The following is a 24,006-nucleotide window of genomic DNA, read 5'->3' on the forward strand; positions in this document are numbered from 1 at the left end:
GTCTGCGGTCTGCTTCGGCGGATGTAAAGCGCTATACCGGGTATAAAAAGGACAGGAGGTATTTTGTATGGTATCGAGATTTATGCAGACAGCGGCAAACAGGGATTATTCCAAGCACTGGCAGGCAGAGGGAAGCTTTCCATGGATTTTCCAGCAGCCCAAACCGCCTATAGGAGAGCGCCCCATCAGTGTCAGAGAGAATTATATCCGGTGTGTAAAAGGGGAGCAACCTTACTGGATGCCGGCTTATTTCTATGAATCCAACACGGTTTGGCCGGACGCCATGGAAGAACATCCGGTGCCGGAGGTGGATGGCTATGACTGGTGGGGTGTGGACTGGTTCATGGTGGAGGGGATCAACGGAATGATCACCCGTCCTGGAACCCGCACCATCTCTGATTTTGCCAATTGGAAAGAGGAACTTCCCTGGCCGGACCTGTCTGTTGTGGACTTTAAAGCCGACGGTGAGAAGCTCCAAAAAGCCATGGACCCTGACAGGCCCCATATTTACGAGTGTGTGGAAGGTATTTTTGAGAGGCTGCATGAGCTGATCCCCTTTGACGAGTCCCTGATCGCTTTCTATGAGGAGCCGGAGCTTCTGGAGGAGTTTTTCCAGAAGATGGCGGACTATAAGATTGAGAGTACAGACCAGATATTCAAATACTACGGCAGAGTGGACGGTGTTCTCTATCATGATGACTGGGGAACCCAGCGAAGCGGATTCTTCTCAAACGAAATGTTTCGGGAACAGCTTATGCCTGCAACTGCCCGCTATCTGAAGTTTGTGAAGGACCAGGGCAAATTCATAGAACTGCATTCCTGCGGACGCAATATGCAGTACGTGCCGGAAATGCTGGAGATGGGGATTGATATGTGGACACCCCAGGCAAATGCCAATGACCCGGACTTCCTGCACAATACCTATGGAAAACAGATGACCTTCTGCTTCCCTATCAATATTGGCGTTGATTGGGAGGAAAGGCAGATCCGGGCGGCGGTCCGTGACTATGTGGACCACTTTGGTGAGAACGGCAGGATGATGGCGTGGATCATGACAGAATCCCCGGACTCTGTAAAAGAAGAGATTGCCAGAGATGAGCTGTATCACTACTCTTTGGAGTATTATAATAAGCTGTATCACAGATAAAATTCTTGACTCTGAAATTTTCCGGTGATAAAATAAGGTTACCGAGTAGCAAAAGGCGTAAATCCAGGTTTTGGGTTTACGCCTTTTTTGCGTTTACAGCTTCTGCGGTAGTTTGTGGCAGCTTTTCTTAAAAGTCTCCAAATACAATAAATAGGTGATTGCGAAACGAGTTCGCAATTCTGATTCCAAAGAGAAAGAAACCCTGCAAAGTAGTATTGGGGGGATAACAGTCAGTTCCGTGAAAATTGGCGTACTTTAATAAGCCTTACCGTTTATAAAGTTGCAAGTCCGATATCATGCAGAATCAGGCTATAAGCGGTTTCAGACTTCGAAGATATTCATGTTTATGGATGTTGTCTGCTAACAGAACTGTGATCAATTGGGTAATTCCTGCAAGGATTAAATCAGCATGAAGTGTTTTTTCGTTTTGTGTATGCCTTCCTGCTAAGCAAAGATTCATTTTGGTGTGTTGAATATTTCGCTCTACAATCGTTCTGATTTTGTAGGTTTCGTTCCACTCATCCGTACCACGGAGTACACCGGGATAGGCACGAAGATTCTTTTCGGGATAGATGTAAACCATTCGCCCACATTTGGAAGTAGTACAGGGATTTTCACATTGACATTCACGATGTTGTTTTTGAGTGGACCTGTCATAGATCCATTTGACCTTTGGACAGACGAATTTAAAAGCTTTGATATCCGTTCCTCTTCTTTTTGTTCCTTCCGGTTTCATGGCAAGGTTCACATCATGAGGACAACAGGGTATTCCATCTTCATTGATGGTATAGTCCATATTTTCCAGATGTGAGCGTATATTTAAAGGAATATATGCTTTGGAGAAATGCTTATCTTTTCCAAAGGTATCACTGCTAAAAAGATCTTTGTATAACTGAGCTGTATCAAAGGCAGAATCACCAAGAAACGTTTGGGGATTGATGAGCGGGTGTTTCAGAAAGAAATCTCTCAATGTAGGAATCAGAAGTTTGGAATCATGGACTGATTTATCTTCATCAGGAGAATCTGATTTCTTTTCTACGACAATGTCAGGATGATTATTCAAAAAATCCTTGTTGTAAAAGGAAATATGGCGAATGATTCCAAGCCCGTTAGTTACAATGCCAAATTTAAAGACATAACAAAAGTGCCCATTTATGTATAACTGTTTGATTTCAGGGTTTGCAGCTGCGTGGGGGGGCATTTTACCGTAAGCTGCTTTATAAGGGTCATAGTTATCGTCAAATCCCTGGGCTTTTGCATATGCTTTTAACTGCTTGATAATTCTGTTTGCATACTTAGGGTTGTTTTCTGTAACGAATGCTTCAATGCCGGAGGAATCAAAGATAGTCATATCTGCTTTGGCAGAATCAATAGCCTGGCAGATGGGTTCTGTAAGATCAACAAGGTTGTCAAAAACGAGTTGCAGATCATCAATAAAATTCTGTTTAAAGCGAGTGATTTTTGAAGCATCAGGTACTTTGGAGAAACCACAAAAATCCCTGAGAGGTTTTGAGTAAGCGAGGATAATCAGAAGAAGCTGGTCAGTAGGGATGGAGAAGATCCGCTGAATAATGAGTGCCCAAAGCAAGGCACGCAAAGGGTATTTGCGGGTTCGTCCCGTTGATGCATAAAAGTGATTACGAAAAGTAATCGGAATAATTTCATCAATGTCGATATGTTGTTCTAATAGAGTTAGAAATGCAGGTTTGTCATTTTCAAATTTGTCCTGACAATCTTGAAAAACATCATTTAAAGAAAGCTGTTTATATGGTATCATAAGTATCAGAATAACTCCTTTCTTAGGTGTGGTTAATGGTTTCTCGACAACTCTATTATACCATATCCAGTGAGGAGTTATTTGATTTTAATAACAAAAAAATGCCGTATTTATGCGGCTTTAGGCGTTTCGCAAACGCCTAANCAGAATAACTCCTTTCTTAGGTGTGGTTAATGGTTTCTCGACAACTCTATTATACCATATCCAGTGAGGAGTTATTTGATTTTAATAACAAAAAAATGCCGTATTTATGCGGCTTTAGGCGTTTCGCAAACGCCTAAATACAATAAAGTATAGGAGGTTGTTAACGGGCTGACGGGGAACTGGGGCCGGAACGCTGTGTAAAAATACTCACAACGCTGTATCAGGGGGAATATGTGTGATTTGTACAAGCTAAAACTGCCTTTCTATTGGGAGAATCGCTGAAAATTGTCCATACATTAAAATAGTACTTACAATAATTTCTGAAAGGTGTTATACTGAGACAGTAGGAAGTCGCAGTGATAAGCCTTGTCTTGCCCTTTTCGGTGAGTCGGGGCTTTTTGGTTTTGGAAGGAGCGTGCCGTATGATACAGGAAGGCGATATTGTAGTTTTTAAATGCAGGGGATTGTATAAGGTTCAAAAAGTGGGTACATTGGATTTTTCAGGTGCTGACAGGAAGAAATTATACTATACCATGCAGTCTGTGGATGATGAAAAGGAAAAAGCATACATCCCTGTGGAAGGTGACCACAATATCAGGAGACCTGTGACAAGAGAAGAGGCGCTGATGTTGATTGACGAGATGGATGACATTGATATTCTCTGGGTTACGAATGAGCGGATGCGGGAACGGGAATATAAGACCTGCATTTCAAGCTGTGAATGTGAAGCATGGGTAAAAATTTTGAAGACGTTACATCAGAGAACAACAAAAAGAGGTGCAATTACCAGTATGGATAAAAAATACCGTCAGATAGCAGAGCGGGCACTTTACAGTGAATTCGCATATGCTCTTGGTATTTCCCCGGATAAAGTAGATGGCTTTATAAAGGACAGGAAAAATTTATAACAGAATAAATCTTATAGTAAAATCCCTGTGATGCTTATGCACCCCAGGGATTTTTTTGCCATAGCCAAAATGCTGGGCAGCACAGCTTTGATCTACCAGCAGTTTTTACATGCCTGGTAACTTCCCTCTGCCTGTGAGAGGGGAATTTGGCGGGCTTTGTCAGGATTCATGTTGCCGCAGTTGGGGATGCGGTGGTATTTCTCACCGGTAGCAGAAAGCCATACCATCTGTTCTACAGGCTGGGCTGCGGCGGCCTCTGCTTCCTGAGCGGCAGCAGCCTCTGCCTCCGCCTGAAGCCTTGCTTCCTCCTCTGCCTGCTGTTTTGCCTGGGCTTCTGCCTGGAGCCATGCATCCTCCTCTGCCTGCTGTTTGGCGGCAGCCTCGGCCTGGAGTCTTGCCTCCTCCTCCGCTTTTTGCTTTGCCTCGGCTTCAGCCTTTTGTTTTGCCTCCGTCTCGGCCTTCTGTTTTGCCTCAGCCTCGGCCTTTTGTTTTGCCTCAGCTTCAGCCTGAAGCTTTGCCTCCTTTTCGGCTTTTTTCTTTGCCTCCTCTTCCGCCTTTTTCTTGGCTTCTGCTTCGGCTTTTTTATCCGTTACAGAGATGTGTATGGCATTGCTGCTTTTGCCGTCCGGAGTTTTTAGGTAGACGTTGCTTTCTCCTGTTTTCCCTGAGCTTTTAAGCAGGCAGGATGACTCTCCCCGGGAATAATCCAGTGTCAGAAGTCCGTTGTCTGTCACCAGTTCGAGTTTTTTCGGACGGGCGTCCTCCGGCTGGACCTGGATGTTTATGGGATATTCTGAGTTCACATCCATCTCGTAGTTGGATGTGGGAGATATGGAAATCTTCTCGACATCAGGGGCTGATGCCTGCGCGTAACCGAATACGCACAGGGACAACAGGGATAACGTCCCCAGAGCAGCCGTATACTTTTTCTTTCTGAGCGGCTCCTCTCTGAATTTTCTCCGGTATAGGAAAATAGCCGGAATAAACAAGATCCATGCGTAGGGCAGCAGTGACAGGAGCACCCCAAGGCAGATCAGCACTAAAAAAATATTGAGCAATGTTTTGCCCATAAAATCCCCCCTTTTTTATTACTATTTTACCATAAAATAACAAGAAAAAAAGAGTTGTAATGAAAGAATATGCAATGATCCTGTGTGATGATTTACGGAAACAAAATATTTACCATTTTGTTTCCGAAGATTGTATAATGGAGGTATGGATAAAGGCTGTTGTGCAGGAGGAAGTTTATGAGTATAAGGGTTCGGAAATTTGAGGAAAAGGATATGGAAAGCATGGTTTCCATATGGAACGAAGTGGTGGAGGAGGGTGTGGCCTATCCCCAGTTGGATCTTCTGGATGAGAAGACAGGACCTGCCCTGTTTGGCAGACAGACATACTGCGGGGTGGCGGAGGAAATGGACTCCGGTGAAATTCTGGGACTGTATATCCTGCATCCCAATAATGTGGGCAGATGCGGTCATATATCCAATGCCAGTTATGCAGTCAAATCTTCAGCCAGAGGAAAGCATATAGGGGAACTGCTGGTAAAGGACAGCCTGGTACAGGGGAAAAGCTGCGGATTCAGGATTCTGCAGTTCAATGCTGTAGTCAGGACCAACAGGGCTGCCTGCCATTTGTATGAAAAACTGGGATTTAAGAAGCTGGGTGTGATCCCCGGCGGTTTTTTGATGAAAGACGGTCACTATGAGGATATATGCCCATATTACCGGGAATTGTAGAAGAGGAAATTCAGATATGCCAGGTGCCGCAGCGGTGCCCGGCATATTTTTTGCAGAATGCTATTTTATTTTGAATACGCGCTATATTTAATTTAATACAGATATAATTTATCGTAAAACAATAAAAATATATTGACATTTCCTTCCTGTGGCAATATAATAAACCCAGGATGAATGGTAGTGAATTATTTTGAAACCGCAGGAGGAACAAACATGAAGCAAACAGAGATGTCAAAGTATTTAAAAATAATAACAGCGGGAACAGGGATCCTGTTTTTGGTTCTGGTAGTATGGTTTCTGCCTTCCGTATTGAAACAAATGCTGGCGGGACAGGCGGGAAATGCCGTATACCGGGGCACTTGTATCTTTATCTGGATAACCGCAGTGCCTTGTCTGTTATGCCTGGTCAAATTCTGGGGTGTCTGCAGCAGAATCGGGGAGAACAGGTCTTTTTGCAGGGAAAATGCAGAGGCGCTGAAGCAGATGAGCCATTATACCCTTGTCGACAGTGTGCTGTATGCTTTTTTTCTGGCAGTATTCTGTATACTGGGGTGGTACTCCTTTGGAATCGGATATTTATTCGGCATTGTTTTGATCTTGTTTATCTGTATTACACTTACCGTCCTGTGCGCTGCCCTGTCTCATTTGGTCTATAATGCGAGCCAAATGCAGGAAGACCAGGATTTGACCATATAGGAGGGACAGAAGATGGCGATTATCATTAATATAGATGTTATGCTTGCTAAACGGAAAATGAGTGTCACGGAACTGTCCGAGCGTGTGGGGATCACAATGGCTAATATCTCCGTATTAAAAAACGGGAAAGCCAAGGCCGTTAAGATCAGTACACTAAACAGTATATGCAAAGCTCTGGATTGCCAGCCCGGGGATATCCTGGAATATGTGGAGGATGAGGCGGACTGATACAACGGTGTAACGGTATGAGGGGCAGTCCGTACGAAGATGCAGGAAAACCATTTAGATTTGAGAAAGGAGCAGTAAAGTATGAATAGGGATGATCAAATGCCGGCAGGCAGCAAGAGCAGTCTGCCCTGTGAAAGTGCGCCCATTTTTGAGGAGGATGAGTGGAAAAAGGCAGAACCAATAGATGCGGACAGTAAAGACAAGTGCTTTGCCTGGCTGTATCTGCTTGTTGGATATGAGTTTGTATACACATTTACCAGTATGGATTTCGGAGGACACCTAGTTCTGTTTACAATAGCATATGCGGTCGTTGTGCTTGCCTATGTATTTCTGAAGGGCGGGCGTCCGGGTAAGGAGAGCTGGTTCTGGCTGGTCATTATGCTTGGCATTGGTGTGCCCTACGCGTTCTGGAGTGCCATGCCCTTTCTGCAGGTTCCCATGCTGATCGTATGTGCGGCGTACTGGACGCTGATCATATCCGGCAGCCTTCTGGAAAAGGATAAGACATCCCAGTGGGTGGTGTTCGATGGATGGAATGCCCTTTTGTGGGTGCCCTTTGGAAATTTTGGCTGTAGCTTTAAGATCATAACAGGGCTTCATGCAGACCATGAGGAAAGTGGGGATGAGCCGGAGAAAAAGAGCAGAGGAAGGGACATCAGATATGTCCTGCTGGGTGTGGTCATTGCTGTTCCGGTTCTATTTATTGTGCTTCCTCTGCTGTCCAGTGCGGATGAAGGGTTTCAGAGGATGATGCAAAACAGCGGACTGTATATACAGGAACATTTTCTGTATACTATTGCCAGGATGATACTGTCCCTGCCGGTTGCAGCATATTTATTCGGCTTGATTTACGGAGGGATCCATAAGCGGAACACAGACAGGATGGATAAAGAATCACTCAGGGAGACTTCGCGTTCCATCCAAATAGTACCCACGACAGCCATTACCACGGCTATGCTGATCGTATGTGCCATTTACCTCCTGTTCATAGGGCTGCAGGGAAAGTATCTGTTTTCCGCCTTTGCAGGTATCCGGCCTGAAAATTTCACCTACGCGGAATACGCCAGAAGAGGATTTTTTGAACTGTGCCAGACCGCCGCGCTGAATCTGGTCCTTCTCCTGGGCGCAAACCTTTTTGCCAGAAAGAAAAATACGAACAGCGCCGTGCTGCGGTGGCTCAATGTCCTGCTCTCTGTTCTGACTCTGCTGCTTATTCTGACAGCTATGAGCAAAATGGTCCTTTATATCACTGCTTTTGGATTTACTATAAAAAGGGTACTGACCATGGTGTTTATGATTTGGATGGCACTTGTGTTTACGCTGGTCATCTTGCGCCAGTGGAGGGAGTTTCCTATGGTACGGATCTGTGTCATAGCGGGAGCTGTTTTATACTGCTTGCTTTGTGTGCTACCGATTGAACGTATGATGGATTCCTATAATCAGAGGTATTTCCCCGATCACTCTATTGAAGAAAACTTTCCGCAGTAAGGTAAAAAACCATGGACCTTGGCAAAATCAGAGAAGGTAACTTCGCGAGAATTTCTGCCGGTAACAAACTGTTGTATTGTAGTAGCAGGTAATCAAAAGATGATTGAAAAGTTTGTTGCGGAGCCGGAGAAGATTCGGGAAGAATTAAAAAGTATCAATGAGAATAGTGAAATGAAAGTAGATATGCTGATTTCACTTAAAACAATCTGTGAGATATTGGAAGGACTGGGATACGGTCCTTCCAATTTTATTATGAAAGAAGAGGCTGTGGAAAGACAAGTTGATTTTATATCAAAGAATGGATATACTTTTAGTAAGAACAGGGTACTCGAATCAAGAAAGAAGGTTTTTAGGCTTACATGCGATTCATAGGGAGGGAAAAGCATGAGTGATGTAATTTATACCTTTAATGGAAAAGATATAACCATGAATGTCTGCATCCAAATCAGAGCTGTGGTAGATATCATGCAGGAGCAGCTCGGTATTGATTACATGCTTTTTGGGCAGAATCGGCGGAGTATATTGCCGAAAGGTATTTTGAAGAGATGGAAAGCCAAATGAACGTGACGAGGGAATGAATAGTTACGGAGATTTAATAATTAGTTGTGTAGGTTAATATTTTAGTCTATAATTATAAAGAAGTAATGACATGCAGCATAAGAGATATGAGTAACATTTGAAAAGCTATGTCCGGGATGGGTATAGGGCTGGAAAGGAATGTGGTTCACATGGGATTTTATTTAAATAGTGTCTTTCCTTTTGCGGGGTATCAGGAAATGGAATCGGATGTGTACTTTGTCGATAAATCTCTTTTGATCTGTGAGCTTGTTCCCGCGTTAGGGAAAAGAAATCGTTATTTTTGCATAACAAGGCCCCGCCGTTTCGGAAAAAGTGTTATGGCTAATATGGTTGGAGCATTTTTTGAAAAAGATGTGGAAGGAAGAAGCCTTTTTGCAGATCTAGCAATTGCAAAGGAAGATATATACGAAAAGCATTTGAATAAACACAATGTGATATATATTGACTTTAGCAAGATACCAGAGAAGCTGGACGATTATCAATCCTATATAGATCGTATCTCTGATGGGATAAAGAAGGATTTTTTACAGGCCTATCCGGAATTAAAATTTGATAAGGACATGGCTGTTTGGGATATCCTGTTTTACGTTTTTCAGAAGACAAATGACAAGTTTATTTTTGTTATGGATGAATGGGACGCAGTTTTTCAGCTTCCATTTGTAACAGAAGATAACAAGAAAGAATATTTGCTGTTTTTAAAAACCTTGCTGAAGGACCAGGTGTATGTGGAACTTGCATATATGACGGGGGTTCTGCCCATCGCAAAGTATTCGGATGGATCGGAATTAAATATGTTTGTAGAGTACAGTATGGCAACGAGATCTAAATTCAGTGAATATTTTGGGTTCCTGGATTCAGAGGTAGATAAACTGTATGAAACGTACCTGAGTGTTGAGCAGAAACCAAAGATCACTAGAGAAGACTTACGCATTTGGTATGACGGATATTTTACAAAGTCCGGAAACAGAATATACAATCCCCGCTCTGTCGTATGCGCTTTGACAGATAATGAACTGGCAAACTATTGGACAAGTTCAGGGACGTATGATTCTGTATTTACCTATATAAAAAATAACGTGGCAGAAGTCCGGGAAGATCTGCCGCTATTATTTGCAGGGGAAACAGTACGCTCAGATATTCAGGAATATGCAGCAACAGCCATGCAATTGAATACCAAGGATGAAATTTATTCAGCAATGGTGGTGTATGGATTGCTGACTTATGAAAATGGCTGTGTATCTATTCCGAACAAAGAGCTAAAAGACAGTTTTGCAAATACTATGAAAAAGGAATAAATCTGGCCAGGGAATCTATAAAAATGGTAAATGCGACTCTAGCCGGTGATATAAAGACCATGGCGGAAATCTTGAAGTTTGCCCATGATACAGAGTCGCCCATTTTTTCATACAACAGTGAAATTGAATTGTCGGCGGTCGTAAATCTTGTCTATTTAGCAGCGAGAAATGAATATCGTGTAGAACGGGAGGACAAGGCCGGGGAGGGCTATGTGGATTTCATTTTCTATCCGGAGTGTAAAAGTGCCGATGCCTTTATTCTGGAGCTGAAAATTGATTCAACACCGGAAGAGGCAATCCAACAAATCAGGGACAAGAATTATGTACTTCGATTTAAGGGAAAACTTGGAGAAAAACCTAAATATACAGGAAAGGTGCTGGCGGTCGGAATTAGTTATGACAAAAAAACGAAAGTACATTCCTGATTACTATTCACGGCTGCTATCCCGCGAGGTGTTTTTATGCGCTTGCGCATGAAAATCCCGAGGCAGCCAGCGCGATATGGGGCAGAATGCTCCATATCTGTGCATCGCGAAGCGTGTTACTGTTTACAGAACTGCGTTTTTTGCAGGGCTGTGAATAGTAACCATTCCTGCAAGGTAGAGGTTCTGGAATAAATATAAAATCAGGCTAAGGAGCAATAGTTGCATGCTGTCGCTCCTTTTTTGTACCCTGCCTCTATTTGATGCAGAATTACGATTCACAGCCCTGCAAAAACCGCAGGATAGTAACACGTTTGGCGATGCACGGATATGCAGCTCTCTGCTCCATATGGCGCTGGCTGCCTTGGGATCTTCATGCGCAGGAGTATAAAATACCTGGCCGGATTATGGGTGTGAATGGTAACGATGCAAGGGACAACATACTACATAGAAAACAGGTGAAATAGATGAAAAAAATAGCAGTGATCGAAGATGACGAACTCTTAAACCAGGCCCTTGTCATCACGCTGAAGAAAGAAGGCTATCAGGTAACGACCGGGAAATCCTGCAGGGACGGCATTGCCCTGCTTCAGGATAATCCTGACCTGATGTTGGTTGACATAAATCTACCGGATGGAAACGGAATCTCCATCTGCCGGGAGGCAGAACGTTTCGGGAAAATACCCGTACTTTTTCTGACTGCCAGAGACGAGGAGCGGGATATGCTGGAGGCTTTTGATGCCGGGTGCGACGATTATGTGGTCAAGCCGTTTCAGATGCCCGTTCTGAAAAAACGGATTGAAGCCATTTTGCGCAGGAGCGGTGGGGAGGAGGATATTTTTCTTTTCCGGGGACTCAGGATTGACCGGAAGAAGAAGCAGGTATTCTGCCAGGAGCAGCAGGTGAGTCTGACCGCAAAGGAATATAGCCTTCTGGAACTTCTGGTCAGAAACCGGGGGCAGGTTCTGACAAAAGAAACCATACTGGAAAGAATATGGGACATTGACGGTCAGTTTGTGGTGGAGAATACGGTGAGCGTCACAGTAAACCGTCTGAGAAAGAAAATTGAACCGGACAAGTCCAGCCCCATATATATTAAAAATGTATTCGGCCTTGGGTACACCTTTGGAGATTAGCCTATGAAAAAGTATTTATATTACACAGCAGGGGTCCTGCCCGCCGCTTTTGGGGTCCTGGCTTCCATCATAACCGCCGACGCAGGATATCTGTTTCTGACAGCGTTTTTTTTCTGCTGCTCTATACCGGTATTCTCAGGAATAAGGAAGAAATATGAGAATGATCTGATACAAATCTCTGATATTCTGGAGCAGCTGATCCGAGGAGACGGCAGTCCGGTCATAACGGAAAACGCTGACAGCCTGGTATCAAAGCTTCAGGCGCAGACTGTCAGGCTTCACGCCATGGTGACAAAATACAACGAAAAACTTTTGGAGGAGCAGGAGGAGGTCCGCCGATTTCTCTCAGAAATCGCCCACCAGATCAGAACACCGCTTACAAATATGGAGACTTATCTTGATCTTCTGCGGGAGCAGGACTTGACAAAAGAGGAGCAGAACACCTGTATTTGTGCGGTGGAGCAGTCAGAACGGAAGATAAAATTTCTGACAGAGAGCTTCATTTCCGCATCCCGTATGGAACACCGCATTATCCAGATCAGAAAAGAGAAGCAGGATCTCAGGGAGACCATAGCAAAGGCCATTTTCCAGGTAAGGAAAAAAGCCCGGGAAAAACACATGGAAATAACCCTGGACTGTCCGGCATCCCTGACACTTTCTCATGACAGAAACTGGATTTCCGAGGCCGTGGCAAACCTGCTGGACAACAGCATAAAATATTCCCCTGCGTCTTCCGAGATCATTGTCCGGGCAGTAAAAAATGAGATGTTCACACAGATTGAGGTCCGCGACTTCGGTATGGGCATCCCCGATGATGAGAACCGGATCTTCCGCCGCTTTTACAGGGGAAGTAATGTGAAAAACCAGGAGGGATTCGGCATAGGCCTGTATATTACAAGAGAGATCGTTAAGAGGCATGAAGGTTTTTTAAAAGTAAAAAAGGAGTCGGACGGTACTTCCATTTCTATTTATCTTCCCTGTTAGGAGATTGTTAGATTTACCTGTTATCCTCAGGATATGGCAGCAGGCATAACTGTGAATGCATGAAACAGCTAGCTGCAGGCAAATAAACAGGAGCCAGCCTTGAAGTATGCACGGATTTCCCCCTGTGATCCCGAAGGGGAAAGCTGCAGGGGAAAACGCACGGGAGCATACCTAAGCGGGCAGGCAAGGAGGAAAGTATGGAAGTTTTAAGGACAAGGGGCCTTGAAAAGATTTACAAAACAGGGGAGTTTGTGGTCCGGGCACTGGACGGTGTGGATATGGACATCAGGGAAGGAGAATTTATTTCCATTATAGGTTCATCGGGAAGTGGGAAGACAACCCTTCTAAACATGCTGGGCGGGCTGGATTATCCCACAACAGGCAGTGTGATCGTCAGAGGCTACGAGCTGGCAGCCATGGACCATGATGAGCTAACCGTATTCAGACGCAGGAATATCGGATTTGTGTTCCAGAATTATAATCTGGTTTCCGTGCTGGATGTATACGAAAATATTGTCCTTCCGCTGAAACTGGACGGAGTAAAGATCAACCGGGAATTTGTAGACAGGATCATCCACTCCCTGGGCCTGGATGAGAAGATCCGCCAGATGCCCGGCACCCTTTCCGGCGGACAGCAGCAGCGCGTAGCCATAGCCAGGGCGCTGGTGACAAAACCCGCTATTATCCTGGCAGATGAACCTACCGGAAACCTGGATTCCAAAACAGGCCTTGAGGTGATCGGCCTTATGAAGACCATGGCCCAGGAGTATTCCCAGACTATAGTCATTGTCACCCACAATGAGGAGATCGCCCAGATGACAGACCGGATGATCCGGATTGAGGACGGGCGCATCTGCAGGAGGGAGGACTGACCATGGAACTTAGGAACAACAACAGGGAGGTTATCCGGGAACTCGCGCAGGCCAATGACAGGAAGAACAAAGGGAGGAACCGTGTCCTTATACTGGCGGCAGCCCTGGCTGTGTTCATGGTATTCGGCGCATTCAGCATTGCCAGGGGCAAAATGGACGCGGACTATCTGTTATACGCCAGAAATGGGGGAAGTGTTGCCAGCCTTTCACTGGAGAACGGTTCGGAAAAACAGTATGAAAAAATAAAGACACTGGATTATGTGAAAAATACAGGGGTGGAAAATGATTTTGCCGTCTGGCAAAAAGAGGGAGTCCCTGTGATGGGCTGTACGGTTCTTGACAATACAGCATTTGAAAAGCTGCAGAAGCCAGCTTATACAGATGTTACAGGACATTACCCCAGAGAGAAAAATGAGGTAATGCTGCCGCTTAGAGGGCTTGAACAGCTTGGAATAGAAAAGCCTGCTGTGGGTATGACCTTAGATGCAGAACTTCTTCAAAACGGCAGCAGGGAGAGCATGGAGGACAGCTTTGTCTTATCCGGTTACTATAAGGATTATGTAAACCCATTGCTGAATGCCCCCATTGCTTATTTTTCCGAGGTATATCTTGAAAGCCTGGGGATCCCCAAATTTCCTGCCAGCTATATCCTCATGGAACAGGACGGGATTCTTGCAGACGGAGAATTTATGGAGGAAAAGCTCTATGAGGATGTGCAGACGGAATCTGTCGCCCAGCAGTTCATTGGAATGAACTCCCTGGCCTTTACGGTTGTGGAGGATTTTGCGGGCAGCTATCTGGTTGCGTTTCTCTGCAGCGTTATGATCCTGGGCGGTGCGTTTCTTTTGATCTATAATGTGCTTTCCATCACACTTGGCAATGACATACGGCAGTACGGACTGCTGAAGACCATCGGTACGACCAACAGCCAGATCCGGAAGATCGTATTCAGACAGACCGGAAAAGTGATTCTTGCCGGATGCCTTATAGGGGCAGCGGTGGGCTCTCTGGTCATGAAGTTTGTCCTTCCCGGGACGCTTGGGGAATTATATCTGCATGGGATGGGAAGTGCCAGGGGCATGACCGGTTTTTATCCCGGTTTTTTGGCAGTCAGCGTTGTGTTTGTGAGTATGACGACTCTGCTGGCAGCCGGGATCGCTGTCCGTAAAGTGATGAGGCTCAGTCCTATAGAGTCTGTCCGCTATGAGGAGACGGCATCTGTGGCAGCAAGCCATACCGGAAGCCGATTGAGGCGCACTCTGCACACCCAGGATAGCACCCGTCAGGGCAGAGGAGGAGGAAGGCGCTGCGGGGATGGCGCGTCAGTGGCAGAGATGGCCTGGAGGAATGTGGTCCGTTCCAGAAGACGGTTTGCAGTTACCCTGCTTTCCCTGAGCGTTGGATGCATTTCCGCTCTGGGAGCAGTGGTCATCAGCAGGGGGACAGACATAACAAACAGCATTGAGGAGCGTCCGGATTTCGATATCAGTACCTTTGTAAATATTGTGCGGGATGCCGGTTCTTCTGCATATGATTGGGATGATGATACCCCGGTCATTACAGAAGAGATAAGAGACAAGATACTGGCAGTGGATGGGATTTCCGCTGAAAATACAAGCTATACAAAAGGCTGCTTTGCCATGCTTGATATGCCTTCTGACACTAATGGCACAGAGGATAGCGGGGACGAAGCCCTTCTGCCCCGTTTGAAGTCTGTATATGGCACCATGGATGTTAATTTTTTTACTACTGTGCAGATCGTGGATGATGCCTTTGTAAAAGAACTGAGGGAGTATGTGGATGCGTATGGCATAAAAGCAGATGTGGACAGTCTGGAAAACGGTACAGGCGCCATGCTCCTGCACACACATGAGCTGTCAAAAGAACTGCAGGAGGACGCCGACAAAACCATTGGGAAGCCTCTGCACTTTTACAGCCTTTCGCTTTTTGAGGAGATGGTGGATGACAAATACCTGAAAGGGGAACTCACCTGTGCAGGATATCTGGACATATCAAAAAAACATTTTCCAAAACTGAGAATGACATCCCACGGAAGCGGCATCAACTATTTTATCATGACAGAGAAAGCTTTTAAGAGCCTGGAGTTTAAGGAAAAGATTTTCGGCATACAGATAGATGTGGACAGGCAGAAGGAGCCTCTCATCAAACAGGAACTTACGCAGATCATACAGCAGGACAACAGGAACAGAAGTGAAGCACACTATATCTATATGAACAGTAAATCAGATGCTCTTTTGGATGCTTCCTCCTATATCCGGGCAAGCAGGATCGTTATGGGTGCACTTAGTGTCCTTTTGGTGGTCATGGGAATTGCAAACTACTTTAATACACTTTACACAAGCCTTTCAGCCAGACAAAAAGAGCTGGCCGTTATGGAGAGTGTGGGAATGACAAGAAAACAACTGGGCAGGCTGGTGGTTTTGGAAGGGGCATTTTACGGTCTGAGCGTGATCGGGATCCTGCTTATATTTGGCTCCGCAGTTCTATGGATCCTTGGAAAAGCCATAAAACAGAACCTGCTTTACTTTAAATTTTATTATCCCTGGGCTTGGATGGGAGGCATCACCGTGTGTCTGCTCCTTATCTGCATATTGACTGCAGTCTGCATGTACAGGCGGATGACAGAAAAAAGCATAACAGAACGTCTGCGGAGGTATGCAGACTAAAATGCGCCGATCACACATTTTTGAATTTTGTGTATCCTGCCGCTGTGCCGCATAAAAAAATCTATATATTTCTGTAACGAAATCAATGCCGGAAGCTCTTATGGGTAAGGAGGACGAAAGATGCAGGATATGGAGCAGATCTACACAAAATATGCTGTCCAGGTATACAAGTACCTGTTCAGCCTCTGCCGTAATCCTCACACAGCGGAAGAACTGACACAGGAGACATTTTTCAGGGCCATGAAATCCATAGACAGCTTTCGGGGTGACTGCAGGCTTTATGTCTGGCTCTGCCAGATCGCAAAGAATCTCTGGATTAAAGAGAGGAAGCGGGAGCAGAGAATAGATGGGGAAGAACCGGGAGATGAAATCCCCTCAAAAGCCCTACAGCCCGACGAGGAAGTGATAGCCAGAGATGAGAGAATGTACCTGTATAAGAGGCTGCATCAGCTTCCGGAACCTGTCCGCGAGGTAATGTATCTCAGGATCAGTGGTGATTTCAGTTTCCGGGAGATCGGGGAGATACTGGGCAGAGATGAGAACTGGGCGCGGGTGACCTTTTACCGCGGCAAGCAGAAAATCAGAGAGGAGAACAGGCATGAAATGTGATGTGGTGCGGGACCTTCTGCCTTCCTATGCAGACAGGCTGACCAGCGGGGAGAGCAACAGGGAAATAGAAAAACATTTAAAGACATGTGAGCATTGCAGACAGTATTACCAGGAGATGACCGGGGAGGTACCGGAGATCCTTCCGAAAGCGGATGTGAAAGACGCGGCTTTGCTGGCGGGAATGAAAAAAAAGAGAAAACGGGCACTGCTGGCCGCTGCTATCGTTATTTTTATCCTGGCAGCAGGAGGACTGTGGACCTTCATAGGATACAGTGTGGGGAGTAGCAACGTCCTGGCTGAGGATGTAAAACTGTCTTACGGCCTGAAGGGGAATGTGGCTTATTTGACACTGGAACCCAAAGGAGGAGAGCTTGAATTTGACGGCTTTACTGAAAAAATAAAAGACAGCAGCGGAAATATTATTGGAACACGCACCCGGCTGAAGGTGCAGCGCTTTAGAAAAGGGCTGTTTGTAGAAGGCAGTATGGGATGGGAAAGTGAGATAGAGGGGGATGATCACATCTGTGAATGGGTTTTGGAATTTTCCGATAAGACTCTTACAATCCGAAACGGAGAGCTGATCAGTGAAAAAGACACATCGTCTTTACCCCAAGATTGACAAACGGAACTTAGATGGGACAAAGGAGAGCTGGCTTATTCAGCCCTCCTTTTGTGCATAATGTACAGGAAATGGGATCGGATATTGTACATATAATGGAATCTAACGAAAACTATTGACTTTCCAAACATGGGATGTTAGGATGTATTCATAGAGAAAAACAACCAACGTAGGATGTAATGAAACAGGGGAACTTAAAGGAGGTATTTATGAAAGCTAGGGTGTTAAGCCTGCTGCTGGCGGGGGCGGTTATGACGGGGCTGCTTACGGGGTGCGGCGGTGCTGAGAATGTGGAGGCTTCAGGGGAAACCGGGAATGGTTATCAGAAGATCGAACTGGTCATGGCAGTGAATGGAACGGACATTCAGATTGACTCCAGAGTAGCAGATAAATTTGCGGAGCTGGTGGAAGAAGCATCCAATGGAAATGTGACCATTGCAGTGTATCCCAATGACCAGCTTGCCGGAGGAAACTCTACAAAAGGAATCGAGATGATAGCAGGCGGGGGTGTGGACCTGGCAGCCTACGCCACATGTGTAATGGCGGTCATAGACGAGCAGTTATCTGTGGCAACCATTCCTTGGATATTTGACGATTACAAACATGCAAGAGAGATCATTGACGGTTCTGGCGGCGAGTATTACGCAGAGCGTCTGGAAGCCAAAGGGATCACCTATCTGGGTTCTTTCCACAATGGTTTCCGCCAGATCACAAACAGCAAACGCGAGGTGCGTACACCGGAAGATGTAAAGAGACTGAAGATCCGTGTGCCGGGCAGTGAAGTCTATATGAAGTTCTTCAAAACTTTAGGGGCTGATCCGGTGGCAATGAGCTGGAGCGAGGTGTTCACAGCCATCCAGCAGGGAACCATCGACGGGCAGGAAAACGGCATCTGTATCACGGAATCTGCCAAGATGGATGAGATCCAGGACTATCTCACATTGTGGAATTATACATATGAAAACGATTTATTTGTAGCAAACACGGAGATTTGGGAATCTCTGGAGCAGGAGACAAGGGAACTCCTTCAGGAAAAGGCAAAAGAGGCCTGTGAATGGGGAAGAGATACGGTGGAGGAAGAAGAGGCAGCCATTGTGGAAGAGTTTAAATCCGAGGGTATGACGGTAACGGAATTAAACGCAGAAGAACTGGATGCCTTTAAGGAAGAGATCCGTGGTGTAAAACAAGAATTTATAGACAAATACGGCGAGAAGGCCTGTAAGGCTTTCCGGATAGAGAGCGAAGAGTGAGGGAGGAAATGAAATGCGGATATTTGACAAGATAGAGGAAATACTGGCGGCTGCCTGTCTGATCGTTATGACGATCCTCACATTTGCCAACGTGGTTGCCAGATACCTGTTCAGTGCATCCTTTTCTTTTTCGGAGGAGATCACGACCTACCTCTTTGTACTGCTGAGTATGCTGGGCACAGCAATAGCGGCAAAACGGAGAGCGCATCTGGGCCTGAGCATTGTGACCGATGCGGTAGGACCCAAGGTGGAAAAGGTGTTAAAGATCATAGGTTATTTTGTGGCAGTTTTGTTTACCGGAGCTATTTTCTACTACGGGATCCTCATGGTGAGGAATCAGAGGATTCTGGGGCAGGTCACGGCAGGTATGCAGTGGCCGGAATGGATATTCGGTTCCTTTGTGCCGATCGGTGCATTCTTTGCAGCCATTCGTTTTTTACAGGTTTTGATAGAAGAGATTAAGAGAAATCCCGAAGAGGAGGTAAGCAAATAGTGGTAGCAGCAATCCTTTTTATTAGCTTCGCCGTACTGCTTCTCATGGGAGCGCCCATAGCGGTGTGCCTCGGTACTTCCAGCGTGGTAGCCATGATCGCCCAGGGAGCAGGAAGACCGCTGGATACGGTAATGAGCAGTCTTCCCATGATCGTATCGGCGTCAACCAGCAAATTCGTATTACTGGCAATTCCTTTCTTCATCTTAGCAGGAAATATTATGGAGAAAGCGGGAATATCAGAGAAACTTATCAAACTGGCTGAGGCCTGTGTAGGCCATATCAGAGGCGGACTTGCCATTGTATGTGTCATTGTTTCCTGTTTCTTTGCGGCTATTTCCGGTTCAGGACCGGCAACTGTGGCGGCACTTGGAGTTATCGTTGTGCCGGCCATGATCAAATCAGGCTATAAACCTGCGTTTTCAGCAGCGTTAATGGCAGCGGCGGGAGCCATAGGGGTCATCATTCCTCCCTCCATAACCTTTGTGGTATATGGCTCCATCGCCGATACATCCATCGGTGAACTGTTTATTGCAGGACTTGTTCCGGGTCTTCTGATGGGAGCGGCACTGATGGTGGTGGCTCTTGTGGTAGGAAGAAGATCCGACCTGAAGACACTGCCGAAAGCCGGCAAAAAGGAGCGCTGGCTGGCATTTAAAGATGCATTCTGGGGACTTATGATGCCGGTTATTATCCTGGGCGGTATCTATGGTGGTATTTTCACCCCCACAGAGGCAGCGGCAGTATCAGTTGTGTACGGATTGTTTGTAGGAATTTTTGTTTACAAGAAGATAAGGCTGAAAGAGTTTTATGCCATACTTCTTGATACTACATCCACCACAGCCACGGTCATGTTTATTACAGCAGCAGCCAGCTTGTTCGCATATGTACTTACCAGGGCAAGACTGGATGTAGCCATCAGTTCCGCACTTCAGAGTGCAACAGGCGGAAATGTGATCGTTTTCTTTATTATAGTAAATATTATCCTGCTGATCGCAGGCTGCTTCCTGGATTCCACGTCCGCTTTATATATCTTTACCCCGCTGTTCGTGCCGGTGGCACAGGCATTGGGTGTGGATCTGATCCACCTGGGCGTGGTGATGATCGTCAATCTGGCGATCGGGCTTTTCACTCCTCCGGTAGGGGTAAACCTCTATGTGGCATGCGGTGTGGGCAATGTAAACTTAAAGCAGATATCAAAAGCAGTGATCTCATTGATCATAGCAGCACTGATCGTATTGCTGCTGGTAACCTATATACCTAAAATCTCATTGTTATTCTTATAAAAAGGAGCGAGGAATATGAAAAATGTAAGCGTTGAAGAACTGGAAAGAGAGAGTATTGAATTAAGAAAAAAGGTGATCACCATGATTCACAAAGCGAAATCCGGTCATCCCGGCGGGTCACTGTCCGCAGCCGACTTTGTGACAGCCCTGTATTTCAGGGAAATGAATCTGGACCCGAAAAACCCCAAATGGGAGGATAGAGACCGTTTTGTCCTTTCAAAAGGCCATGTGTGCCCGGTACAGTATGCGGCCCTGGCGGCCCTGGGATTCTTCGATGAATCGGTATTGGGTACCCTCCGCCAGGAAGGTTCTATCCTGCAGGGACATCCGGATATGAAAAAATGCCCCGGCATTGATATCTCCACCGGTTCCCTGGGTCAGGGACTGGCCTGCGGCGTAGGGATGGGCATTGCGGCGAAGAAAGATGACAAAGATTACCGTGTATTTGTAGTGGTGGGCGACGGCGAATGTCAGGAAGGCGAGATCTGGGAGGCAGCGCAGACCGCACATAAATATGAGCTGGATAATCTGGTGGTATTTGTGGACAACAATAACCTGCAGCTTGACGGCACCACCGATGAAGTTATGCCTAATATCAATCTGGGTGAGAAATTCAGGGCCTTTGGTTTTGATACTTACGAGATTGACGGACATGATATGAAACAGATTGTGGACACCTTAGACAGGATCCGCATGAGAAAGAACGGGAAACCAAAATGTATCTTTGCCAACACAGTGAAGGGAAAAGGCGTTTCCTTTATGGAGAACCAGTGCGGATGGCATGGAGTTGCGCCAAATGACCAGCAGTACCAACAGGCAATGGACGAACTGGATGCACAGCTTAAAAAACTGGAAGTCAGAAAATCAGCATAAGCGGATGGAGGATAAGAATATGAGTGAGATAAAAAAAGCGACCAGAGATGGTTTTGGTGAGGAGATTGTAAAGCTGGGTAAGCTGGACAACGATATTTATGTAGTGGATGTTGATATAGGTAAATCCTGCAAGACAGGGGAGTTTCGCAAACAGCTTCCCAAACAGTATCTGAATGTGGGAATCGCTGAACAGAACGCGGCCGGTGTTGCGGCAGGCCTTGCCACCTGCGGAAAGGTTCCCTTTGTTGTGACCTACGCTGTGTTCGGTTCCCTGAGAATGTGTGAGATGATCCGCCAGGAAATCTGTTATCCCAAACTGAATGTGAAAATCGCCTGCTCCCACGGCGGTGTTACCCCGGCAAATGACGGCGCCAGCCATCAGAGCATTGAGGACATGGGTGTTCTGCGTACCATCCCCAACATGACGGTTCTCATGCCTGCGGATTACAATTCAGCCAAGAAGCTGGTAAAAGCAGCAGCAGAATATGAAGGACCTGTCTATCTGCGCTTTACTAGGGATGCGATTCCGGTCATTTATCCGGAAGACGCGGAATTTGAGATCGGCAAAGCCAACAAGTTAAAAGACGGAAAAGATGTCTCCATCATTGCCAACGGGGATACCGTATCCCTTGCCATGAAAGCGGCAGAGCAATTGGAAGCGCAGGGTGTATCCGTTAAACTTTTGGATATGCACACCATCAAACCGCTGGATGTTGACGCGGTTATGGAGTGTGTAAATGAAACAGGCAGGATCATCACTGTGGAAGACCACAATATTATGAACGGCCTGGGCAGCGCAGTCAGTGAAGTAGCGGCAGATACAGGGAAATGTGTTGTAAAACGTATCGGTATCCAGGACCAGTTCGGCCAGTCCGCCCCTTATGAGAGACTGCTGGAAATGAACGGGATCACAGTGGAAAACATAGTGGATACAGCAAAAGCATTAGTAAAATGATCAGGAGGATAATAAAAATGTTTGAATTTGACGGACAGGTAGTAATTGTAACAGGAAGCGGCTCACCCAAAGGGATTGGAAAGACCATTGCAAAGACATTTGCAAAACAAAAAGCAGCGGTTGTGATCGCAGATATGAATGAGGCTGGCGTACAGGACACCGTAAATGAGATCAAGGCTGAGGGTGGGGAGGCCATGGGTGTGACAGTAAATGTCACGGACGAAGCTTCTGTTCAGAAAATGGTGGATGACATCATGAATGCCTACGGCAGGATTGATGTGCTGGTAAACAATGCGGGAATTTCCCAGAAGGTGACAGTTGAGGACATGACACTGGCGGATATAAGAAAAATCTTTGAGGTCAATATGTTCGGTCTGTTCCTCTGTACACAGAAGTGCATGAAAGTCATGCGTGAACAGAAATACGGAAGGATTGTAAACCTGTCTTCTGTATCCGGAAAAAGAGGCGGCGGTGTATTCGGCGGAGCGCACTATTCTGCTTCCAAGGCGGCTGTACTTGCATTTTCCAAAAACCTTTCAAGAGAGATATCAGCGGAAGGCATCACAGTGAACAGTGTATGCCCCGGACTTATTAATACGGAAATATGGAAGTCACTTCCAAAAGAAGACGCAGACAAGATTATTGACGGAATCCCCATGGGACGTCCGGGGGAGACCCAGGAAGTAGCAAATGCCATAGTATTCCTGGCATCCAAAGAGGCTTCTTATATAACAGGCGAGGAGATTGACATCAACGGCGGCTCACATATGGATTAAGCAGTACAGATACCCCTTATTTTATCCGGCCCCAATAGACAAAAGCCGACTTTTATGGTAGTATGTAGGTTGTAGGATAAACCGATAAAGGGGTGAGTAAAATGCAGAACATCAGTTATTTAAAAAAGGTAAACAGTGAATCAGTAGTACAGCAGGTGATCAATGCGCTGACGGAAGCCATGCTTAACAGGGAACTTCGTCCCGGAGATAAAATACCCACAGAGGCAGAGCTTGCCGAGAGTATGGGTGTGGGAAGAAACTCCATCCGAGAGGCCATTAAGATCCTGGTATACCTGGGAGTGCTTGAGATCAGGCGGGCAGAGGGAACCTTTGTCTGTGAGGGATTTTCCGAGAGCATGATCGACCCTATGATTTACGGTATTATTTTAGACAAAGAGGATTCATATGAAAATCTTATGGAACTGCGTGAACTGATAGAGGTTGGTGTGATGCAGCTCGCCATGCAGAAGATTCAGGAAGACGATCTATATATACTGAAAGAGAAGCTGAACCGCATGGAGAAAGAGATTGACAAGGGGCCGGAGAACGTGGAAAATGCTTTCTGGGCCGACAATGAATTCCATAATACCATATCAGACATGGGGAAGAATCCCCTGGTGAATAAGATCAACCAGGTGGTGCGGGTGCTGACCCATTCCATGAGACTGAAAACCGTTGAGACAATGATCAAGACGGGAAGAGGCCGGGAATTATTTGAAGCACACCAGAAGATCTATGAGATGATGGCAAACAAAGTGACAGACAATCTGAACACGGCTGTAAGAAAAACATACTTTTCTGATATTCCTTTTACAGATGCAGAAAAGTAGCCCTCGTTCAATTTCCGCTTGCAGCCATTTGCCGGATGCCCTGTCCATTCATTGTTATATCGGTGAATGGGCAGGGTATTTTTATATGTTTTTTGAGAATATTGCGGACACATTTCTTCACACAGAATTCTCAGGTGCCAAGAGGCATCAAAGAAGGATTGATCTGATCGAAGGGGATAATGCCTGAACAGACAGGCAAAAAATAAGACGGAGGTA

General features: G+C 45.9%; 24 protein-coding genes and 1 pseudogene. 23 read left to right on the top strand and 2 right to left on the bottom strand.

Translation table 11 applies throughout. The features are described 5' to 3' along the window. Positions 1 to 67 precede the first annotated feature (67 nt). Entirely contained in the window at positions 68 to 1,147 is a 1,080-nt protein-coding gene (locus C6P39_RS11125; RefSeq protein WP_104803832.1) for a uroporphyrinogen decarboxylase family protein, read from the top strand. Positions 1,148 to 1,546: 399 nt separating this feature from the next. Here the strand turns inward: C6P39_RS11125 and C6P39_RS11130 are convergent. Continuing rightward, positions 1,547 to 2,924: pseudogene (locus tag C6P39_RS11130) on the bottom strand (transposase). A gap of 566 nt (positions 2,925 to 3,490) precedes the next feature. Between C6P39_RS11130 and C6P39_RS11135 the strand changes: the two are divergent. Next, positions 3,491 to 3,976, top strand: coding sequence for a CarD family transcriptional regulator (locus C6P39_RS11135; protein ID WP_095174904.1), 486 nt, complete (start codon positions 3,491 to 3,493; stop codon positions 3,974 to 3,976). Between the two features lie 92 nt (positions 3,977 to 4,068). Here the strand turns inward: C6P39_RS11135 and C6P39_RS27915 are convergent, their stop codons facing one another. After that, entirely contained in the window at positions 4,069 to 5,046 is a 978-nt protein-coding gene (locus C6P39_RS27915) for a hypothetical protein (protein WP_242987016.1), read from the bottom strand. Positions 5,047 to 5,223: 177 nt separating this feature from the next. Between C6P39_RS27915 and C6P39_RS11145 the strand changes: the two genes are divergently transcribed. The 21 genes from C6P39_RS11145 (at position 5,224) to C6P39_RS11240 (ending at position 23,790) form a co-directional block, all read left to right on the top strand. Further along, entirely contained in the window at positions 5,224 to 5,715 is a 492-nt protein-coding gene (locus C6P39_RS11145; protein ID WP_104803833.1) for a GNAT family N-acetyltransferase, read from the top strand. Between the two features lie 213 nt (positions 5,716 to 5,928). After that, positions 5,929 to 6,411, top strand: coding sequence for a DUF2975 domain-containing protein (locus C6P39_RS11150; protein ID WP_158661538.1), 483 nt, complete (start codon positions 5,929 to 5,931; stop codon positions 6,409 to 6,411). A gap of 12 nt (positions 6,412 to 6,423) precedes the next feature. Continuing rightward, complete coding sequence (locus tag C6P39_RS11155; protein ID WP_104803835.1) at positions 6,424 to 6,639, top strand: helix-turn-helix domain-containing protein; 216 nt, start codon at positions 6,424 to 6,426, stop codon at positions 6,637 to 6,639. Positions 6,640 to 6,720: 81 nt separating this feature from the next. Further along, positions 6,721 to 8,127: a DUF4153 domain-containing protein gene (locus C6P39_RS11160; protein WP_104803836.1), complete on the top strand. Its 1,407-nt coding sequence runs from the start codon at positions 6,721 to 6,723 to the stop codon at positions 8,125 to 8,127. A 99-nt stretch (positions 8,128 to 8,226) separates the two neighbouring features. Continuing rightward, positions 8,227 to 8,499: a hypothetical protein gene (locus C6P39_RS11165; protein ID WP_104803837.1), complete on the top strand. Its 273-nt coding sequence runs from the start codon at positions 8,227 to 8,229 to the stop codon at positions 8,497 to 8,499. Positions 8,500 to 8,511: 12 nt separating this feature from the next. After that, positions 8,512 to 8,688, top strand: a complete 177-nt coding sequence (locus tag C6P39_RS11170; protein ID WP_242987017.1) for a hypothetical protein — start codon at positions 8,512 to 8,514, stop codon at positions 8,686 to 8,688. 215 nt (positions 8,689 to 8,903) lie between these two features. Then, positions 8,904 to 10,001 (top strand): AAA family ATPase, encoded by a 1,098-nt coding sequence (locus C6P39_RS11175; RefSeq protein WP_330407144.1) that lies wholly within the window; start codon positions 8,904 to 8,906, stop codon positions 9,999 to 10,001. 23 nt (positions 10,002 to 10,024) lie between these two features. Beyond that, complete coding sequence (locus C6P39_RS28285) at positions 10,025 to 10,426, top strand: PD-(D/E)XK nuclease domain-containing protein (protein WP_330407066.1); 402 nt, start codon at positions 10,025 to 10,027, stop codon at positions 10,424 to 10,426. Between the two features lie 464 nt (positions 10,427 to 10,890). Further along, a complete protein-coding gene (locus C6P39_RS11180; protein ID WP_104803838.1) occupies positions 10,891 to 11,559 on the top strand; it encodes a response regulator transcription factor in 669 nt (222 codons plus the stop codon). 3 nt (positions 11,560 to 11,562) lie between these two features. Next, positions 11,563 to 12,543 (top strand): sensor histidine kinase, encoded by a 981-nt coding sequence (locus tag C6P39_RS11185; protein ID WP_104803839.1) that lies wholly within the window; start codon positions 11,563 to 11,565, stop codon positions 12,541 to 12,543. Between the two features lie 197 nt (positions 12,544 to 12,740). Then, positions 12,741 to 13,415, top strand: a complete 675-nt coding sequence (locus C6P39_RS11190; protein WP_065543527.1) for an ABC transporter ATP-binding protein — start codon at positions 12,741 to 12,743, stop codon at positions 13,413 to 13,415. A gap of 2 nt (positions 13,416 to 13,417) precedes the next feature. Beyond that, positions 13,418 to 16,102, top strand: a complete 2,685-nt coding sequence (locus C6P39_RS11195) for an ABC transporter permease (RefSeq protein ID WP_104803840.1) — start codon at positions 13,418 to 13,420, stop codon at positions 16,100 to 16,102. Between the two features lie 120 nt (positions 16,103 to 16,222). Beyond that, a complete protein-coding gene (locus C6P39_RS11200) occupies positions 16,223 to 16,711 on the top strand; it encodes an RNA polymerase sigma factor (protein WP_104803841.1) in 489 nt (162 codons plus the stop codon). Next, positions 16,701 to 17,330, top strand: coding sequence for an anti-sigma factor family protein (locus C6P39_RS11205; protein WP_104803842.1), 630 nt, complete (start codon positions 16,701 to 16,703; stop codon positions 17,328 to 17,330). The genes C6P39_RS11200 and C6P39_RS11205 overlap by 11 nt, the downstream gene beginning before the upstream one ends. A 209-nt stretch (positions 17,331 to 17,539) precedes the next feature. Further along, a complete protein-coding gene (locus tag C6P39_RS11210; protein WP_104803843.1) occupies positions 17,540 to 18,580 on the top strand; it encodes a DctP family TRAP transporter solute-binding subunit in 1,041 nt (346 codons plus the stop codon). Between the two features lie 13 nt (positions 18,581 to 18,593). After that, complete coding sequence (locus C6P39_RS11215) at positions 18,594 to 19,073, top strand: TRAP transporter small permease (RefSeq protein ID WP_095174894.1); 480 nt, start codon at positions 18,594 to 18,596, stop codon at positions 19,071 to 19,073. Then, on the top strand, positions 19,073 to 20,356 hold the full coding sequence (locus C6P39_RS11220) for a TRAP transporter large permease (protein ID WP_095174893.1): 1,284 nt from the start codon (positions 19,073 to 19,075) through the stop codon (positions 20,354 to 20,356). The genes C6P39_RS11215 and C6P39_RS11220 overlap by 1 nt, the downstream gene beginning before the upstream one ends. Before the next feature lie 15 nt (positions 20,357 to 20,371). Further along, complete coding sequence (locus C6P39_RS11225) at positions 20,372 to 21,229, top strand: transketolase (RefSeq protein WP_104803844.1); 858 nt, start codon at positions 20,372 to 20,374, stop codon at positions 21,227 to 21,229. A gap of 19 nt (positions 21,230 to 21,248) precedes the next feature. Next, positions 21,249 to 22,184 (top strand): transketolase family protein, encoded by a 936-nt coding sequence (locus C6P39_RS11230; protein WP_104803845.1) that lies wholly within the window; start codon positions 21,249 to 21,251, stop codon positions 22,182 to 22,184. Positions 22,185 to 22,201: 17 nt separating this feature from the next. Next, on the top strand, positions 22,202 to 22,960 hold the full coding sequence (locus C6P39_RS11235) for an SDR family NAD(P)-dependent oxidoreductase (RefSeq protein ID WP_104803846.1): 759 nt from the start codon (positions 22,202 to 22,204) through the stop codon (positions 22,958 to 22,960). Positions 22,961 to 23,061: 101 nt separating this feature from the next. Then, the gene (locus C6P39_RS11240; protein WP_104803847.1) at positions 23,062 to 23,790 is read left to right on the top strand and encodes a FadR/GntR family transcriptional regulator; all 729 of its coding nucleotides are present in this window, start codon (positions 23,062 to 23,064) and stop codon (positions 23,788 to 23,790) included. Positions 23,791 to 24,006: the final 216 nt, after the last annotated feature.

Origin of the sequence: Blautia marasmi, assembly GCF_900258535.1 — a bacterium.
In the GTDB taxonomy this organism is placed as follows: Bacteria; Bacillota; Clostridia; order Lachnospirales; family Lachnospiraceae; genus Blautia; species Blautia hominis.

Coding starts and splice junctions, on each gene's coding strand:
- C6P39_RS11125 (WP_104803832.1), top strand. CDS start 68: ATGGTATCGAGATTTATGCAGACAGCGGCAAACAGGGATTATTCCAAG.
- C6P39_RS11135 (WP_095174904.1), top strand. CDS start 3,491: ATGATACAGGAAGGCGATATTGTAGTTTTTAAATGCAGGGGATTGTAT.
- C6P39_RS27915 (WP_242987016.1), bottom strand. CDS start 5,046: ATGGGCAAAACATTGCTCAATATTTTTTTAGTGCTGATCTGCCTTGGG.
- C6P39_RS11145 (WP_104803833.1), top strand. CDS start 5,224: ATGAGTATAAGGGTTCGGAAATTTGAGGAAAAGGATATGGAAAGCATG.
- C6P39_RS11150 (WP_158661538.1), top strand. CDS start 5,929: ATGAAGCAAACAGAGATGTCAAAGTATTTAAAAATAATAACAGCGGGA.
- C6P39_RS11155 (WP_104803835.1), top strand. CDS start 6,424: ATGGCGATTATCATTAATATAGATGTTATGCTTGCTAAACGGAAAATG.
- C6P39_RS11160 (WP_104803836.1), top strand. CDS start 6,721: ATGAATAGGGATGATCAAATGCCGGCAGGCAGCAAGAGCAGTCTGCCC.
- C6P39_RS11165 (WP_104803837.1), top strand. CDS start 8,227: ATGATTGAAAAGTTTGTTGCGGAGCCGGAGAAGATTCGGGAAGAATTA.
- C6P39_RS11170 (WP_242987017.1), top strand. CDS start 8,512: ATGAGTGATGTAATTTATACCTTTAATGGAAAAGATATAACCATGAAT.
- C6P39_RS11175 (WP_330407144.1), top strand. CDS start 8,904: ATGGAATCGGATGTGTACTTTGTCGATAAATCTCTTTTGATCTGTGAG.
- C6P39_RS28285 (WP_330407066.1), top strand. CDS start 10,025: ATGGTAAATGCGACTCTAGCCGGTGATATAAAGACCATGGCGGAAATC.
- C6P39_RS11180 (WP_104803838.1), top strand. CDS start 10,891: ATGAAAAAAATAGCAGTGATCGAAGATGACGAACTCTTAAACCAGGCC.
- C6P39_RS11185 (WP_104803839.1), top strand. CDS start 11,563: ATGAAAAAGTATTTATATTACACAGCAGGGGTCCTGCCCGCCGCTTTT.
- C6P39_RS11190 (WP_065543527.1), top strand. CDS start 12,741: ATGGAAGTTTTAAGGACAAGGGGCCTTGAAAAGATTTACAAAACAGGG.
- C6P39_RS11195 (WP_104803840.1), top strand. CDS start 13,418: ATGGAACTTAGGAACAACAACAGGGAGGTTATCCGGGAACTCGCGCAG.
- C6P39_RS11200 (WP_104803841.1), top strand. CDS start 16,223: ATGCAGGATATGGAGCAGATCTACACAAAATATGCTGTCCAGGTATAC.
- C6P39_RS11205 (WP_104803842.1), top strand. CDS start 16,701: ATGAAATGTGATGTGGTGCGGGACCTTCTGCCTTCCTATGCAGACAGG.
- C6P39_RS11210 (WP_104803843.1), top strand. CDS start 17,540: ATGAAAGCTAGGGTGTTAAGCCTGCTGCTGGCGGGGGCGGTTATGACG.
- C6P39_RS11215 (WP_095174894.1), top strand. CDS start 18,594: ATGCGGATATTTGACAAGATAGAGGAAATACTGGCGGCTGCCTGTCTG.
- C6P39_RS11225 (WP_104803844.1), top strand. CDS start 20,372: ATGAAAAATGTAAGCGTTGAAGAACTGGAAAGAGAGAGTATTGAATTA.
- C6P39_RS11230 (WP_104803845.1), top strand. CDS start 21,249: ATGAGTGAGATAAAAAAAGCGACCAGAGATGGTTTTGGTGAGGAGATT.
- C6P39_RS11235 (WP_104803846.1), top strand. CDS start 22,202: ATGTTTGAATTTGACGGACAGGTAGTAATTGTAACAGGAAGCGGCTCA.
- C6P39_RS11240 (WP_104803847.1), top strand. CDS start 23,062: ATGCAGAACATCAGTTATTTAAAAAAGGTAAACAGTGAATCAGTAGTA.